Annotated in this window: 14 protein-coding genes; 9 read left to right on the top strand and 5 right to left on the bottom strand. The window is 66.6% G+C overall.

Annotated elements, in window-relative coordinates; genetic code table 11:
• Positions 1–40: 40 nt before the first annotated feature.
• Complete coding sequence (locus LJF27_RS01155) at positions 41–1,666, bottom strand: methyl-accepting chemotaxis protein (protein ID WP_003116177.1); 1,626 nt, start codon at positions 1,664–1,666, stop codon at positions 41–43.
• A 56-nt stretch (positions 1,667–1,722) separates the two neighbouring features.
• Positions 1,723–2,661, bottom strand: a complete 939-nt coding sequence (locus LJF27_RS01150; protein ID WP_012614609.1) for a LysR substrate-binding domain-containing protein — start codon at positions 2,659–2,661, stop codon at positions 1,723–1,725.
• 619 nt (positions 2,662–3,280) lie between these two features.
• On the opposite strand from LJF27_RS01150, the gene LJF27_RS01145 reads away from it, so the two are divergent.
• The 8 genes from LJF27_RS01145 to LJF27_RS01110 all read left to right on the top strand — a co-directional run bounded on the left by LJF27_RS01145 (position 3,281) and on the right by LJF27_RS01110 (position 11,322).
• Positions 3,281–4,405, top strand: a complete 1,125-nt coding sequence (locus tag LJF27_RS01145) for a branched-chain amino acid ABC transporter substrate-binding protein (protein ID WP_003116179.1) — start codon at positions 3,281–3,283, stop codon at positions 4,403–4,405.
• A 234-nt stretch (positions 4,406–4,639) separates the two neighbouring features.
• Entirely contained in the window at positions 4,640–5,554 is a 915-nt protein-coding gene (locus LJF27_RS01140) for an ABC transporter permease subunit (RefSeq protein WP_003095571.1), read from the top strand.
• 10 nt (positions 5,555–5,564) lie between these two features.
• Complete coding sequence (gene livM, locus LJF27_RS01135; protein WP_003099983.1) at positions 5,565–6,842, top strand: high-affinity branched-chain amino acid ABC transporter permease LivM; 1,278 nt, start codon at positions 5,565–5,567, stop codon at positions 6,840–6,842.
• Positions 6,839–7,711 (top strand): ATP-binding cassette domain-containing protein, encoded by an 873-nt coding sequence (locus LJF27_RS01130; RefSeq protein WP_003095566.1) that lies wholly within the window; start codon positions 6,839–6,841, stop codon positions 7,709–7,711. Before livM ends, LJF27_RS01130 begins: the two co-directional genes overlap by 4 nt.
• Positions 7,708–8,424, top strand: a complete 717-nt coding sequence (locus tag LJF27_RS01125) for an ABC transporter ATP-binding protein (RefSeq protein ID WP_003095563.1) — start codon at positions 7,708–7,710, stop codon at positions 8,422–8,424. Before LJF27_RS01130 ends, LJF27_RS01125 begins: the two co-directional genes overlap by 4 nt.
• 70 nt (positions 8,425–8,494) lie before the next feature.
• Entirely contained in the window at positions 8,495–9,427 is a 933-nt protein-coding gene (locus LJF27_RS01120) for an ornithine cyclodeaminase family protein (protein WP_003116180.1), read from the top strand.
• A gap of 356 nt (positions 9,428–9,783) precedes the next feature.
• A complete protein-coding gene (locus tag LJF27_RS01115; protein ID WP_003095557.1) occupies positions 9,784–10,545 on the top strand; it encodes an SDR family oxidoreductase in 762 nt (253 codons plus the stop codon).
• A 63-nt stretch (positions 10,546–10,608) separates the two neighbouring features.
• The gene (locus LJF27_RS01110) at positions 10,609–11,322 is read left to right on the top strand and encodes a GntR family transcriptional regulator (RefSeq protein ID WP_003109450.1); all 714 of its coding nucleotides are present in this window, start codon (positions 10,609–10,611) and stop codon (positions 11,320–11,322) included.
• Here the strand turns inward: LJF27_RS01110 and LJF27_RS01105 are convergent.
• On the bottom strand, positions 11,319–12,272 hold the full coding sequence (locus LJF27_RS01105; protein WP_004347710.1) for a PDR/VanB family oxidoreductase: 954 nt from the start codon (positions 12,270–12,272) through the stop codon (positions 11,319–11,321). The two genes, LJF27_RS01110 and LJF27_RS01105, sit on opposite strands and share 4 nt — an antisense overlap.
• Positions 12,273–12,286: 14 nt before the next feature.
• Positions 12,287–13,342 carry an aromatic ring-hydroxylating oxygenase subunit alpha gene (locus LJF27_RS01100; protein WP_003099966.1) on the bottom strand — a complete coding sequence of 352 codons (1,056 nt, stop codon included), beginning with the start codon at positions 13,340–13,342 and terminating at the stop codon, positions 12,287–12,289.
• Between the two features lie 378 nt (positions 13,343–13,720).
• Between LJF27_RS01100 and LJF27_RS01095 the strand changes: the two genes are divergently transcribed.
• Positions 13,721–15,055, top strand: a complete 1,335-nt coding sequence (locus tag LJF27_RS01095) for an MFS transporter (protein ID WP_014834148.1) — start codon at positions 13,721–13,723, stop codon at positions 15,053–15,055.
• Between the two features lie 14 nt (positions 15,056–15,069).
• Here the strand turns inward: LJF27_RS01095 and LJF27_RS01090 are convergent, their stop codons facing one another.
• Positions 15,070–15,966, bottom strand: a complete 897-nt coding sequence (locus LJF27_RS01090) for a LysR family transcriptional regulator (protein ID WP_003095545.1) — start codon at positions 15,964–15,966, stop codon at positions 15,070–15,072.
• Positions 15,967–15,985 lie beyond the last annotated feature (19 nt).

The raw sequence follows: 15,985 nt of genomic DNA, 5'->3' as shown, positions 1-15,985 counted from the left end.
GGTGCGGCAGGGCCGGTGAGGCCGCTCCCTGCCGCGCTTGCTAGACGGTGAAGCGCTGGATCTGCTGCTCCAGTCCGTTTGCCAGCTTCGCCAGCTCGACACTGGAGGTGGAGGTCTTCACCGCGCCCTCGGCGACTTCGCCGATGCTGGCATTGAGCGAGTCGATGTTCTGGCTGACCTCGCTCGCGGTGGCGGTCTGTTCTTCCGTCGCCGTGGATATCTGCGCGTTGCTCTGGGCGATACCTTCGACCGCCTGGGCGATGAGACCGAGCGCCTTTCCCGCCTCGTGGGCGCGCTGGAGGCTGACCTGGGCCTGCTCGCGTGACTGCTGCATCACGCTGACCGCGCTGCTGGCGCCTGCCTGCAGGGCTTCGATCATCTCGCGGATGGTTTCGGTGGCCTTGTGCGTATTGGTGGCCAGGCTGCGCACTTCATCGGCGACCACCGCGAACCCGCGTCCGGCCTCGCCCGCCCGTGCGGCTTCTATCGCGGCATTGAGGGCGAGCAGGTTGGTTTGCTGGGCGATGTTCTGGATGACTTCCAGAACGGTGCTGATTTCCTCGGTCTTGTTGCGTAGCGTGTCGATGACGGCTCCCGCCTCTCCGACCATGACCGACAGGCCCTGGATGGCGTCGAGGTTCGCATGCACGAGTCCGGTTCCGGTGTGCGCCTCGCTGTTCGCCGATTCCGCGCTGGCTGCGGCGGCCTGGGCGTTCCGCGCCACGTCCTGGACCGCCATGCTCATCTGGTGTACCGCCGTGGCGACCATGTCGGTCTGGTCGCCCTGGGACGTGGCGACATGGCTGACCTGGTTGCTGATGGCACTCATCTCGTCCGAGGTGATGGTGAGCTTCCTGGCTGTCTCGGCGAGATGCCGAAGCAGCGCCTGCTGGCTTTCCAGCATCATATTGAAGGCGCGCGCCGTATCGGACACTTCGTCGCGCCCGCGCGCATCGGCGCGGAGCGTGAGATTCGAGGAGTCCTGCACGCGGCGGATCACCCCGCGCAGATCGGAAAGCGGGCGCATGATCGACAGGCTGATGAACCAGGCCGCGGCGACGATGAGGACCAGGGCTGCGGCGCCGATGAGCAGGAAGGTGGTGCGCATGGAGTCGTAGCGTTTCTCCATCTGCTCGTTGAGCTTGGCGCCTTCACTGAGCTGCAGGTCGATCAGCGTCGACAGCGCGGTTCCCAGCGGATCGAACGCACCATACATCTCGCGATTGAACGTGCCGGCCTCGACGTTTCGCAGGCTTCCGGCCCTGGCCTGCTCGCCGTATGCCAGGGTCATCCGCTTGACCCGTTCCAGGGTGGGGACCAGCGACTCGATGATTTCCTTCTCGGCGGCAGTCCGGTGGTCTGCGGAATAGTCGGCCCACGACTTCTCGATGCGCGACAGCGCCCCACTCAACTCCTGCTGCAGGCGCTCTTCATCGAAGACCCCCGCACGGTACTTGTGCAGGGCGTCGACCACGCTGACCGCAACGGCGTCGGCGACGATCTTGAGCTGGCTGATGGGCTTCATCCGGTTGTTGAAAAGGTCCTGGAAGCTGGCATCGAGTCGACTGGCGTTGGCCAGCGCCATCGCGATGACCGTGACGAGCATCGTCAGCGGTAGCAGCGCCAGGACCAGCAGGCGGATTCGAACCGTGACGCCAGTGAGCATGGGACGTTCCGAGGTGAACCGAGTGAGAGTAAAGATGGTTCCGCGCAGCGGAAACGTCAAACCGGGCCGTGGCGCGTCTGGCGGGGGCCCGCTGAGGGTTGCTCCTGCTCCAGGCGCTCTACCATCCACTCGATGAAATGGCGCACCTTGGGGACTTCCGCGGCATGCTCGGGATAGGCCAGGTAGTAGGCCTCCTGGCTGGGCAGGGCGTGCGGCCAGGCGATCGCCAGCTTGCCTTCGGCGAGTTCCTCCTCGACCAGGAAGCGCGGTAGCAGGGCTACCCCGCAACCGGCCTGGGCGGCGCGGATGCACATGTAGAAGGTGTCGAAGCGTGGACCGTGGTAGCAACCCTGGCAATTTCGCTCCAGGCTGGCGAACCAGTCGTGCCAGGCCTCCGCGCGGCTGGCGTTCTGCAGCAGCACCAGCTCCGCCAGTTGGGTCGGTTCGTCCAGTCCGCCGGCCGGCAACAGGGATGGCGCGCAGACCGCCACCAGTTGTTCGCCGAACAGGCGGATGCACTCGGCGCCCGGCAGGGTGCCGGGGCCGAAGAAGAACGCCAGGTCGCAATGGCCCTGGCGCAGGTCGTCCGGTTCCAGTTCCTGGCGCAGGTCGAGGTGGATGTTCGGGTGGCGGTGGCGCCAGCCGTTCAGTTGCGGGATCAGCCAGCGCGCGCCGAAGGTCGGCGGGGTCGCCACTCGCAGCACTTCGGTCTCGCCGCCGTAGGAAAGCAGGAAGCGGGTGGACAGCTCTACCTGTTGCAGGATGCGTCGTACCTCGGCCAGGTACAGCTCGCCGGCCGGGGTCAGTTGCAAGCGCTTGCGCACCCGGCGGAACAGGGCGTGCTGCAGTTGCTCCTCGAGTTGCGCGACCTGCTTGCTCATGGCGCTCTGGGTCAGGCTCAACTCTTCGGCGGCGCGGGTGAAGCTCAGGTGCCGGGCTACCGCTTCGAAGCATTGCAGGGCGGTCATCGACGGCAGGCGGCGTTTGTTCAGCATGGCGGGTTTCCTGGCGCGGGTGGAGCGGGCGGAACGCGTTATATGAATAAACGGAATGACGTGGGGAGGAAAGCTCGCTTGCCGGAGTGCCGCGCGACGCTTATTACTGCCGGCAAGTCTCGCGATAGAGCATTCGCTGGCTTATGACGAATCCGTCACAGGGTTTTGCGCCGAACGTGGCGTCGCTAACGGATATGTTCATGTCGTATTCGAATCGACTTTTTCCGCCAAGTACCGAATTACGGGAAGTTCATGTTCATATTAATTTTAAAAACCGCTCTGTCCTGCACTTTCATTGAAAAAGAGGACCTCAATTAGTGCGTGGAACGCACCAGTGACGTGCAGTTTCTAACCGCTTCAATATCGTTGTAGAGTTATTCCTAGGAACGGTTCAGGCCTTGTGAAGCCTGGGCTGTAGCTCTCCGAAGGGGATTCGGAGAAATGCCTAAATGACTGATTTCCAATAACAAAGATAAAAACGGAAAGGAGGGCTAAAGTTCTTGTGGCCGGCCACTCAGGAAAAAAACGAATGGCACGCCGCTTGCTCTGCCTGTTGAGCGAAACACAACAACAACATCGTAGTTACGAGCGCCAACATCATCCTCAGGAGCAACACCCCATGTCCAAGAAGCTGTTCAGAAAAGGCATCCTGGCTCTCGCGGTTTCATCCGTGATGGGTCTTTCCACGCATGCGCTGGCCGACGTCGTGATCGGCGTGGCCGGACCGCATACCGGCGCCAACGCCTCCTTCGGCGAGCAATACTGGCGCGGCGCGTCCCAGGCGGCGGAAGACATCAACGCGGCGGGTGGGATCAACGGCGAGAAGATCAAGCTGGTCAAGGCCGACGACGCCTGCGAACCGAAGCAGGCCGTGGCCGTGGCCAACCGCCTGGTGGACCAGGACAAGGCCATCGCCGTGGTCGGCCATTTCTGCTCTTCTTCGACCATCCCCGCATCCGAGGTCTACGACGAGGCCGGGATCATCGCCATCACCCCCGGTTCCACCAACCCGCAGGTCACCGAGCGCGGACTCTCCGGGATGTTCCGCATGTGCGGCCGCGACGACCAGCAGGGCGTGGTCGCCGGCGACTATATCGTCAACGTGCTCAAGGCCAAGAAGGTCGCGGTGATCCATGACAAGGACACCTACGGCCAGGGCCTGGCGGACGCCACCAGGGCGCAACTGAACAAGCTCGGCGTGAAAGAGGTTCTCTACGAGGGCCTGACTCGCGGCGAGAAGGACTTCAACGCGCTGGTCACCAAGATCCGCGCCTCCGGTGCCGAGGTCGTCTACTTCGGCGGCCTGCATCCGGAAGCCGGTCCGCTGGTACGGCAGATGCGCGAACAGGGACTGACCGCCAAGTTCATGTCCGACGACGGCGTGGTCACCGACGAACTGGCGACCACCGCCGGCGGTCCGCAGTACGTCAAGGGCGTGCTGATGACCTTCGGCGCCGACCCGCGGCTGATCCCCGACGGCAAGGCGGTGGTGGAGAAATTCCGTGCCGGCGGTTTCGAGCCGGAAGGCTACACCCTCTACTCCTACGCCTCGATCCAGTCCCTGGCGGCGGCCTTCAACGGCGCCGGCGCCAACGATCCGGCCAAGGCCGCCGAGTGGCTGAAGTCGCATCCGGTGCAGACCGTGATGGGCAAGAAGGAATGGGACAAGAAGGGCGACCTGAAAGTCTCCGACTACGTGGTCTACGAGTGGGACGACAAGGGCAAGTACCACCAGTTGCCCTGATCGCGCTCGACCGCCATGCGCCGGGCACAGGCCCGGCGCATGGGTAAGTCCGGGAGCTGCTGAAGTGCTCGCCCGTGCTTGCCGCCGTAGTGCGGATTCACCGAAGACGTCTGCGTGTGGTCGGTCTGGAGTCCCGCGATCCGGGGCCGTTTCAGTAGCACCCGTCCGCTTTCACCGGCGAGCGCCGGCGCGCCTTACAAAGGCCGTCGCGATTCGCCCTGAAGAGACTGAAAAATGGACGGCATCTTCCTCCAGCAAATGATCAACGGGCTGACCCTTGGCTCGGTCTACGGCCTCATCGCCATCGGCTACACCATGGTCTACGGCATCATCGGCATGATCAACTTCGCCCACGGCGAGGTGTACATGATCTCCGCCTACCTGTCGGCCATCGCCCTTGCCCTGCTGGCCTTCTTCGGCCTGCAGAACTTCCCGCTGCTGATCCTCGGCACCTTGCTGTTCACCGTGCTGGTGACCTGCACCTACGGCTGGGTGATCGAGCGCATCGCCTACAAGCCGCTGCGCAACTCCACGCGCCTGGCGCCGCTGATCTCGGCGATCGGCATGTCGCTGATCCTGCAGAACTACGTGCAGGTGGCGCAGGGACCGCGCCAGCAGGGGATCCCGACCCTGCTCGACGGCGCCCTGAAATTCCACGTCGGCGACGGTTTCGTCCAGCTCACCTACACCAAGCTGTTCATCCTGATCGCTTCGCTGATCGGCATGGCGGTGCTGACCTACGTGATCCGCTACACCAAGCTCGGGCGCATGTGCCGGGCGACCCAGCAGGACCGCAAGATGGCTTCGATCCTGGGGATCAACACCGACCGGGTGATCTCCTACGTGTTCGTCATCGGCGCGGCGATGGCCGCCCTGGCCGGGGTGCTGATCACCATGAACTACGGCACCTTCGACTTCTACGCCGGCTTCATCATCGGCATCAAGGCGTTCACCGCGGCGGTGCTCGGCGGCATCGGCTCGCTGCCCGGGGCGATGCTCGGCGGCCTGGTGCTGGGAGTGGCCGAGGCGCAGTTCTCGGGGATGGTCAACACCGACTACAAGGACGTGTTCGCCTTCTCGTTGCTGGTACTGATCCTGATCTTCCGTCCCCAGGGCCTGCTCGGCCGCCCGCAGATCGCCAAGGTGTAAGGGGACGACGATGAGCAACGAGACTTCCATCGATCTCAAGCAGTGCGTCCTCGATGCCGTGCTCTCCGGGTTGATCGCCCTGGTGGTGTTCGGCCCCATCGTCGGCGTGGTCCTCGACGGCTACGGCTTCAACCTGCATTACGAGCGGGTCGGCTGGATCATCGCGATCGTGATGGCCGGGCGCTTCCTGCTCAGCCTCTACCTGCAGACCCGCGGCGGGCGCGCCGTGCTGGAGCGCTTCGAGGGGGCTGGCAGCGGCGTCCACGTCCTGCCGCCGGGCTACAAGACCCGCTTGCGCTGGATCGTGCCGCTGATCCTGGTGGCCGCGGTGATCTTCCCGTTCTTCGCCAGCAAGTACCTGCTGGCGGTGGTCATCCTCGGCCTGATCTACGTGCTGCTGGGCCTGGGCCTGAACATCGTGGTCGGCCTCGCCGGGCTGCTCGACCTCGGCTACGTGGCCTTCTACGCCATTGGCGCCTATGGCCTGGCGCTGGGCTACCAGTACCTCGGCCTGGGCTTCTGGACCGTCCTGCCGCTGGCCGCGCTGACCGCCGCGGTGGCCGGGGCGATCCTCGGCTTCCCGGTGTTGCGCATGCATGGCGACTACCTGGCGATCGTCACCCTGGGCTTCGGCGAGATCATCCGCCTGGTACTGAACAACTGGCTGTCCTTCACCGGCGGGCCGAACGGCATGCCGGCGCCGGCGCCGACCTTCCTCGGCCTGGAGTTCGGCCGCCGGGCCAAGGATGGCGGGGTGCCGATCCACGAGTTCCTCGGCATCGCCTACAACCCCAACATGAAGTTCCTGTTCATCTACGTGGTGCTGTTCCTGGTCGTGCTGCTGGTGCTCTACATCAAGCACCGGCTGACCCGGATGCCGGTCGGGCGCGCCTGGGAGGCGCTGCGCGAGGACGAGATCGCCTGTCGCGCGATGGGCCTCAACCATGTGCTGGTGAAACTCTCGGCGTTCATGCTCGGCGCCTCCACCGCGGGACTGGCCGGGGTGTTCTTCGCCAGCTACCAGGGCTTCGTCAACCCGTCCTCGTTCAACTTCTTCGAGTCGGCGCTGATCCTCGCCATCGTCGTGCTCGGCGGCATGGGCTCGACGGTCGGGGTGGTGATCGCCGCCTTCGTCCTCACCGTGGCGCCGGAGCTGCTGCGCAGCTTCGCCGACATCCGCGTGCTGCTGCTCGGGATACTCATGGTGGTGATGATGATCTGGCGGCCGCGCGGGCTGATCCGCATCAGCCGGGTGGGCTTCGCCCCGCGCAAGGGGGTGGCGCCATGAGCGACAAGATCCTCAGCGTCGAGCACCTGATGATGCACTTCGGCGGCATCAAGGCGCTCAACGACGTCAACCTCGACGTCGAGCGCGGTTCGATCACCGCGCTGATCGGCCCCAACGGCGCCGGCAAGACCACCGTGTTCAACTGTCTCACCGGCTTCTACAAGGCCACCGGCGGCAACATCCTGCTCAACACCCAGGGGCGCACCACGGACGTCATCCAGGTGCTCGGCGAGCCGTTCCAGCTGGACGACTTCGTCAAGCCGCCGCAACTGGGCAGTCGCCTCTACTACAAGATGTTCGGCGGCACCCACCTGGTGAACCGCGCCGGGCTGGCGCGGACCTTCCAGAACATCCGCCTGTTCAAGGACATGTCGGTGGTGGAGAACCTGCTGGTGGCGCAGCACATGTTCGTCAACCGCAACCTGCTCGCCGGCATCCTCAACACTCCCGGCTATCGCCGCGCCGAGAGCGAGGCGCTGGACCACGCGTTCTACTGGCTGGAGGTGGTCGACCTGGTGGACTGCGCCAACCGCCTGGCCGGCGAGATGTCCTACGGCCAGCAGCGGCGCCTGGAGATCGCCCGGGCCATGTGCACGCGGCCGGAACTCATCTGCCTGGACGAACCGGCCGCCGGCCTCAACCCGGCCGAGACCCACGCCCTGAGCAACATCGTCCGCTACCTGCGCGACCACCACGGGATCACCGTACTGCTGATCGAGCATGACATGGGCATGGTGATGAACATCTCCGACCACATCATCGTACTCGACCACGGCGACGTGATCGCCCGTGGCAACCCCGAACAGATCCGCCATGACGAGAAGGTGATCGCCGCCTATCTCGGTGCCGACGAAGAGGAGCTGTCATGAGCGCGGCGTTGCTGGAATTCCGTGAGGTGGACGTGTTCTACGGGCCGATCCAGGCGCTGAAGAAGGTCTCGCTGCAGGTCAACGAGGGCGAGACGGTGAGCCTGATCGGCGCCAACGGCGCGGGCAAGTCGACGCTGTTGATGTCGATCTTCGGCCAGCCGCGCGCGGCGGCCGGGCAGATCCTCTATCGCGGCCAGGACATCCGCCAGAAGTCGGCGCACTACGTGGCGTCCAACGGCATCGCGCAGTCGCCGGAAGGACGCCGGGTGTTCCCCGACATGAGCGTCGAGGAAAACCTGCTGATGGGTACCATTCCCATCGGCATGGACCACGCCGAGGAGGACATGCAGCGCATGTTCGAGCTGTTCCCGCGCCTGAAGGAGCGGCGCAACCAGCGCGCCATGACCATGTCCGGCGGCGAGCAGCAGATGCTCGCCATCGCCCGCGCGCTGATGAGCCGGCCGAAGTTGCTGTTGCTCGACGAGCCCTCCCTGGGCCTGGCGCCGATCGTGGTCAAGCAGATCTTCCAGACCCTGCGCGAGCTGGCCAGGAGCGGCATGACCATCTTCCTCGTCGAGCAGAACGCCAACCATGCGCTGAAGCTCTCCGACCGCGCCTACGTGATGGTCACCGGGGAAATCCGCATGAGCGGCAGCGGCGAAGAACTGCTCGGCAACCAGGAGGTGCGCAACGCCTATCTCGGCGGACATTGAGCACGCCCCGCCCCGGCTGCCTGGCCGCCGGGGCGGGCGCTGCCCTGGAGCCACGGAGGAAACTCGACTTATGCACAGCCTGCGCTTTTTCAGCAACGCCGAGGTCGCCGAGCGCCTGGCTTATCCACAACTGATCGAGGCGTTGCGCATCGGCCTGGCCAAGCCTTGCAGCGCGCCGCTGCGCAACTGCCATGCCTTGCCGGCGCAGGCCTCGCTGCTACAGATGCCGGTGTGGCAAGCCGGCGCGGGGATCGGCGTGAAACTGGTGACGGTGTTCCCTGGCAATGGGGCGCGTGGCCTGCCGGCGGTGGCCGCGGTGTTCGCTCTGTTCGACGGCGAAGACGGTCGCCCACTGGCGTTGCTGGAGGCTTCGGAGCTGACCGCCCGGCGTACCGCCTGCAGCTCGGCGCTGGCCGCCGACTACCTGGCGCGGGACGATGCGCGGCGCCTGCTGGTGGTCGGCTGCGGAACCCTGGCTGCGCACATGGTGCGGGCCCACGCCTGCGTGCGCGACTATCGCCACATCGACATCTGGGGCCGCGATCCGGCCAAGGCCGCCGCGCTGGCCGCCCGGCTGCGCGAGGAGGGCTACCCGGCGCGAGCGGCCGACGGGTTGCGCGCGGCGGTGGAGGCGGCCGACTGCGTCAGTTGCGTTACCACCTCCCGCGAAGCGCTGGTGCGCGGCGCATGGCTGAAGCCGGGCGTCCATCTCGACCTGGTCGGCGCCTTCCTGCCGTCCATGCGCGAGACCGACGCCCTGGCGGTGGCGCGCGCGCGGGTCGTGGTGGATACCCGCGCAGGCGCGCTGGAAGAGGCCGGCGACCTGTTGCAGGCGATCGCCGAAGGCGCCATCGGGCGCGAGGCGATATCCACCGAACTGCGCGACTTGCTGAGCGGGGCAGGGCGGCGCGGCGATCCCGGGGAAATCACCCTGTTCAAGTCGGTGGGTTATGCGCTGGAGGACCTGGTCGCCGCGCGCCGGGTTGTGGATAACGCCGCCTGAGGTTGTTCAGGATTTCTGTGCGGGGGCTTGTGGATAAGGTGGGTAAGAACCGCCAAACCCCCGAATCGGCGAGGGTTATGCGTGGCTGGTCAGAAAATGAACAGCGCTCGCGCCAGGTACTTATCCCCAACGCGTGGTCATCCCGCTGCCACAGTTGTTCAGGAAAACTGTGCGACGCCCTGTGGACAAGTTGGTGGCTGTTCGCTGCGGCCCAGGCACGGTGCGGGTTCCGCGAGGTTGGTCGTTTTTTGAGCAGACGCCTCGGCAAACTCGTGCGCAACTGTATGGCCAACCGGGCACGGCGAGGCTCTAGAATCCCCGGACATCGTTTTTCCGCCCCGTACGAGGAGATGCCCATGTCGTCCACCCTGTTCATCACCGGCGCCACCTCAGGCTTCGGCGAAGCCTGCGCCCGTCGTTTCGCCGAGGCCGGCTGGTCGCTGGTGCTCACCGGCCGTCGCGAGGAGCGTCTGCAAGCCCTGGCCGGTGAGCTTTCGGCGAAGACCCGGGTGTTGCCGCTGACCCTGGACGTGCGCGACCGCGCGGCGATGAGCGCGGCCGTGGACAACCTGCCGGAAGAGTTCGCCACCCTGCGCGGCCTGATCAACAACGCCGGCCTGGCGCTGGGCACCGACCCGGCGCAGTCCTGCGACCTGGACGACTGGGACACCATGGTCGACACCAACATCAAGGGCCTGCTCTACAGCACGCGCCTGCTGCTGCCGCGGCTGATCGCCCACGGCGCCGGGGCGAGCATCGTCAACCTGGGTTCGGTGGCCGGCAAGTGGCCCTATCCGGGTAGCCATGTCTACGGCGGCACCAAGGCTTTCGTCGAGCAATTCTCCCTGAACCTGCGTTGCGACCTGCAGGGCACCGGGGTGCGCGTGACCAACCTCGAGCCGGGGTTGTGCGAGAGCGAGTTCTCCCTGGTCCGCTTCGGCGGCGACCAGGCGCGCTACGACAAGACCTACGCCGGAGCCCATCCGATCCAGCCGGAAGACATCGCCGAGACCATCTTCTGGATCATGAACCAGCCCGCCCACCTGAACATCAACAGCCTCGAGATCATGCCGGTGAGCCAGTCCTGGGCCGGCTTCGCCATCCACCGCGAAAGCTGACCGGCGGAGGCGGCCGGGGCACGCTATGATGCCCCGGACGTCCCGATCGAATAAGCGAATTCCATGAGCAAACCGGGCCAACGCGTGCTGGCCGAGCTACGCAAGCTGATCGCTTCCGGCGAACTCGCCGCCGGCGAGCGCATCGTCGAGATTCCCACCGCCGAACGCCTGCAGGTCTCGCGCATGCCGGTGCGCATCGCCCTGCGTACCCTCGAGCAGGAAGGCCTGCTGTGCAAGACCGGGCGCGGCTACAGGGTGCGCGCGGTGACCCGCGAGGATATCGCCGGCGCGGTCGAGGTGCGCGGCGTTCTGGAAGGCCTGGCGGCACGCCAGGCGGCCGAGCGCGGGCTGTCCGCCGAGGCACGGGCGACCCTGGAGGAATGCCTGGCCGAGGGCGACCGATTGTTCGCCAACGGCCAGGTCCTGCTGGAGGAGCTGGAGCGCTACCAGCGCATGAACATGCGTTTCCACCGCACCATCATCGAGGCCAGTGGCAACCCGGCGATCGCCGTGGCGCTGGCGCGCAACGACCACCTGCCGTTCGCCTCGGTGAGCGCCCTGGCGGTGGATCGCGACAATCTCGAGCAGGAATTCCGCCGTTTCAACTTCGCCCACATGCAGCACCACGCGGTGGTCGACGCGCTGGTCAACGGCCAGGGCGCGCGCGCCGAGGCGATCATGCGCGAGCACGCCAACGCGACCTTGCGCTACGCCGACTACTTCGATCCGGCGCGGAAGGGCGTCACCGTGCTTCACGGCGACGTCGCCGCCGACTAGAGATCCAGCACCAGCCGTGGGCTGCGCGAACGCGAACAGCAGGGCGTGAAGCAATCGTTGGCGGCCTGCTCCTCTTCGCTGAGGTAGAGGTCGCGATGCTCCGGCTCGCCGTCCAGCACGCGGGTCAGACAGGTGCCGCAGATGCCCTGCTCGCAGGAGGCCGGCAGGTCCACCCCAGCTTCGCGCAGGGCCGCCAGCACGGTCTGCCCGGCGGCGACCCGGATCAGCGCCCCGTTGCTCGCCAACTGCACTTCGAAGGTGCCGTCCGCATTGGCGTCCCGTGGCGCGGCGGCGAAGTGCTCGCGATGCAAGCGGCTTGCTTCCCAGCCCAGTTCGCGGGCGCTTTCTTCGATCCACTGCATGAAGCCCGCCGGCCCGCAAAGGTATAGCTGGGCGTCGCGCGGACTGGCCGCCAGCAGGGCGCGAAGGTCCGCGCGGCGGCTGCTGTCGCCGTGGTCGAAGTGGCAGTACACGCGGTCGGCGAAGGCGCACCGGCCAAGGTAGTCGACGAAGGCCGCGCGCTCGGCGGAATGCGCGCAGTAGTGCAACTGGAAGTCGGCGCCATCGCGGGCCAGGCGTTCGGCCATCGCCAGCAGCGGCGTAATGCCGATGCCGCCGGCGAACAGCAGGCGCGGACCGGGCTCCGGCGACAGCGGGAAGAGATTGCGCGGCTCGCCGATGCGCAGCCGCTGGCCGACCCGCAGTTCGGCGTGCAGCGTGGCCGAGCCGCCGCGCGAGTCGCGGCAGCGGAGTACGGCGATACGGTAGTGGCGCGGCCGTTCGGCGGGGCCGCAGAGGGAGTACTGGCGGACCAGGCCGTTGGGCAGGTGCAGGTCGATGTGCGCGCCCGGCTCGAAGGACGGCAGTGCCGCCCCGTCGGCCCGGAACAGTTCGAAGCTGTGGATATCCTGCGCCTCCAGGCGGATGGCGCCGACGATGACCTCGATCATGGCGAAGGCTCCCGTCAGGCCTGGGCGCGGTTGGGGGCGGCGGCCTGGCGCTCGTCCGCCAGCAGGCGCTCGATGATGCGCCGGGCCTGCACGCCGCCGGCGTCGATGTTCAGTTTCAGCAGGTCGCGCCGTGGATGGCGCAGCAGGTTGCGCTGCTGGCTTTCGAGCATTTCCAGGTCTTCGCCGAAGATCTTTCCCTGGCCTTCGCGAATGCTCTCGGTGAGCGCCTGGTCGTGGGCCTGGAAGTTGCGCGCCATGCCCCAGAAGTACCAGATGGAAGTGGCGCTCTCCGGGGTGATGAAGTCGACCACGATGCTCGCCGCCTTGCGCTCCGCCGGCGCCTGGTAGCCGCCGTGGCCGGCGTGGGCCACGCCGACCTCGATCAGCACGTGGCTGGGCGGCGTGAAGCGGCAGATCTGCCAGCGGTCCACCGCCACGTCGTCGGCCAGGCCGTTGCCGCGCAGAGCCATGCGCCAGAACGGCGGGGCCATGACATTCTGCATGTGGCGGCTGGTGATCACCTCGTCGCCTTCCACCCGCGTGGTCGGCGCGGCCTCGTCGATTTCCTTCTGGCCGATGCTGGACGCATGGACATAGGTCTCGTGGGTCAGGTCCATCAGGTTATCGATCATCAGGCGATAGTCGCAGTGGATGTGGTACAGCCCGCCGCCATAGGCCCAATCGGGGCTTTCCGCCCATTCCAGGCGGGGTATCAGCGCGGCGTCGGCCTGTTCTTCCGCGCCCGGCCAGACCCAGACGAAGCCGTGCCGTTCCTGCACCGGGAAGCGACGGATGCAGGGGAAGCCGCGGACCCGCTGGCCGGGCATCGCGCGGGTGCGACCGTCCTCGCCCATTGCCAGGCCGTGGTAGCCGCAGACCAGCACGCCGTCCTCGACGAAGCCCAGCGACAGCGGCGCGCCACGGTGCGGGCAGAAATCCTCGAGGGCCGCCACGCGGCCGTCCTCGCCTCGGTAGAAAACCATCGGCTCGTCGCAGATGCGTCGGCCGAGCGGCTTGCCGGCCAGTTCGTCGGGGGTGCAGGCCACGTACCAGGCGTTCTTCGGAAACATCGTCGGATCCTCTCGTTGTTTTTGTAATTGGATCCAATGATTCGCGAGGCAACTTTTCCAAGTCAACCGATTCTGTACAAAAAATAATCTGTTCGATAGTCGCACATAAAAAACTTCAGGAATAAATTGCCAAATTATCTCGTTCCAGAGCCTTTCTCGGATTTCGCTGACAGTGGGATATCCGCTGGCCATCCGTTTTCTTGTCGCTCAAATGGATCCAATAGGATTGCGGCATCGACGCAACGGTGCCAGGGTGCCTGCGCTTGCCGTGCCTACAACAACAAGAAAAAGGGTCTTCCCGATGATGGATTCCTGCATTCCCGCGCCTCGCTCCCGCCTGCCGTCGCTTCTTTCCTGTCCGCTCGGGGAGGGCCGCCCATGAACCGGGACTTGCGCCGCGCTCTCGACGACGAACCGATGCGTCCGGTCCAGTGGCTGGCGGTGGCTGTGTGCATCGTGCTCAACCTGATCGATGGCTTCGACGTGCTGGTGATGGCCTTCACCGCATCCTCGGTGGCCGCCGAATGGAACCTTGGCGGCGCCGAGATCGGCCTGCTGCTCAGCGCCGGCCTCTTCGGCATGGCCGCCGGCTCGCTGTTCATCGCGCCCTGGGCCGACCGCTGGGGGCGCCGCCCGCTGATCCTCGCCTGCCTGGCGCTGTCGGGCCTGGGCATGCTCGCCTCGGCGCTGAGCCAGGCGGCCTGGCAACTGGCGTTGCTGCGCGGGCTGACCGGACTGGGTATCGGCGGCATCCTCGCCAGCAGCAACGTGATCGCCAGCGAGTACGCCTCGCGCCGCTGGCGCGGCCTGGCGGTAAGCCTGCAGTCCACCGGCTACGCGCTCGGCGCGACCCTTGGCGGACTGCTCGCGGTATGGCTGATCGGCGCCTGGGGCTGGCGCTCGGTGTTCGTCTTCGGCGCTGGCCTGACCCTGGCGGTGATCCCGCTGGTCTGCCTGTGCCTGCCGGAGTCGCTGGACTTCCTCCTGGCGCGCCGGCCGCCGCGGGCGTTGCAACGGGTCAACGCGCTGGCCCGGCGCCTGGGCCGCGCGGCGCTCGCGGAACTGCCGAGCCCGCCCGGTGGCGGAGCGGAGCACGGTAGCCGCCTCGCCCGGTTGCTTTGCGTTGCCCAGCGACGTACCACGCTGCTGCTCTGGGCGCTGTTTTTCCTGGTGATGTTCGGCTTCTACTTCATCATGAGCTGGACGCCGAAGCTGCTGGTCGCCGCCGGCCTGTCCACCGCCCAGGGCATCACCGGCGGCACCCTGCTGAGCATCGGCGGGATCTTCGGTGCCGCCTTGCTCGGCGGGCTTGCCGCGCGCTTTCGCCTGGAACGGGTGCTGGCGCTGTTCATGCTGCTTACCGCCGCTCTGCTCGCGCTGTTCTCGCTGAGCGCCGGGCTGCCCGGCGCGGCCTTGCCGCTGGGACTGCTGATCGGGCTTTGCGCCAACGCCTGCGTGGCCGGCCTGTATGCCCTGGCGCCGAGCCTCTACGACGCTTCGGTGCGTGCCACCGGGGTCGGCTGGGGGATCGGCGTCGGTCGCGGCGGGGCGATCCTCTCGCCGCTGGTGGCCGGGCTCCTGCTCGACGACGGCTGGCAGCCGCTGTCCCTCTATGGGGCGTTCGCGGCGGTGTTCGTCGTCGCGGCCGCCGTGTTGCCGCTGCTCGGTGCGCGGCGTCGCGAGCGCTCGCCGACGCTGGGAGACGCTGCGTGAGGGCCGCCGGCGTTTCAGCGTTGGGCGGCGATGATTGCCTCGGCGATGGTGGTGCGGAACCAGTTCAGCGCCGCCGAGCGTTCGCTGCTCTCGTGCCAGTGCAGGGAGACGTCGAACGGCGGCAGGGTGAAGGGCAGTTCGAGCATGCGCATGCCGCCTTCGGCGACGAAGCGATAGGCGATCTGCGCCGGCAGGATGGTCAGCAGCTCGGTACCGGGAATGATCTTCGGCAGCACCGAGAAGTGCGGCACCCGCAGGCTGATGCGGCGCTGCACCTGCATGGCCTCGAGCACGTCCTCGGCGATGCCGTGGCCGGAGGTACGGGTCACCACGATGTGCCGCTCGGCCAGGTACTGCTCCAGGCTCAGGCTGTCGCCGATCCGCGGGTGGCGGTCGCTGAGCAGGCACACGTAGCGCTCGTGCAGGACCCGCTGGCTGCGCGCGCCGGGCACCGGCTGGCGGCAAATCGCCGCGTCGACCTTGGCGCTGCTCAGCCAGGCGCCGACCTCGTCCACCTGCAGCGGCAGCACTTCCACTTCGGCGAACGGCGCGTCGCGGGTCAGGCGTTCGAGGATCAGCGAGAGGAAACCCACTTCGCCGAGATCGGTGAGGGCGATGCGGAAACGTCGCTCGGTGGTCGCCGGATCGAAGTGGCGAACGCTCTGTACCGCGCCCTCGATGCGCGTCAGCGACTCGCGGAAGGTGCCGTAGAGCTGCTCGGCGACGAAGGTCGGCTGGATGCCGTCGCGGGTGCGGGTGAACAACGCGTCGTCGAACAGTTCGCGCAGGCGCGCCAGGGCGTAGCTCACCGATGGCTGGGTGACGAACAGGCGCTCCGCGGCGAGGGTCACGCTGCCGGCTTCGTAGAGGGTGACGAAGGTGCGGATCAGGTTGAGATCGATCGGACTCATATAGACCAGTTCTATTTTT

This window comes from Pseudomonas sp. 203-8, assembly GCF_020708595.1.
Taxonomy (GTDB): Bacteria; Pseudomonadota; Gammaproteobacteria; order Pseudomonadales; family Pseudomonadaceae; genus Pseudomonas; species Pseudomonas aeruginosa.
The sequence above is the reverse complement of the archived record's forward strand: the minus strand, read 5'-3'. Positions and strand labels throughout refer to the sequence as shown.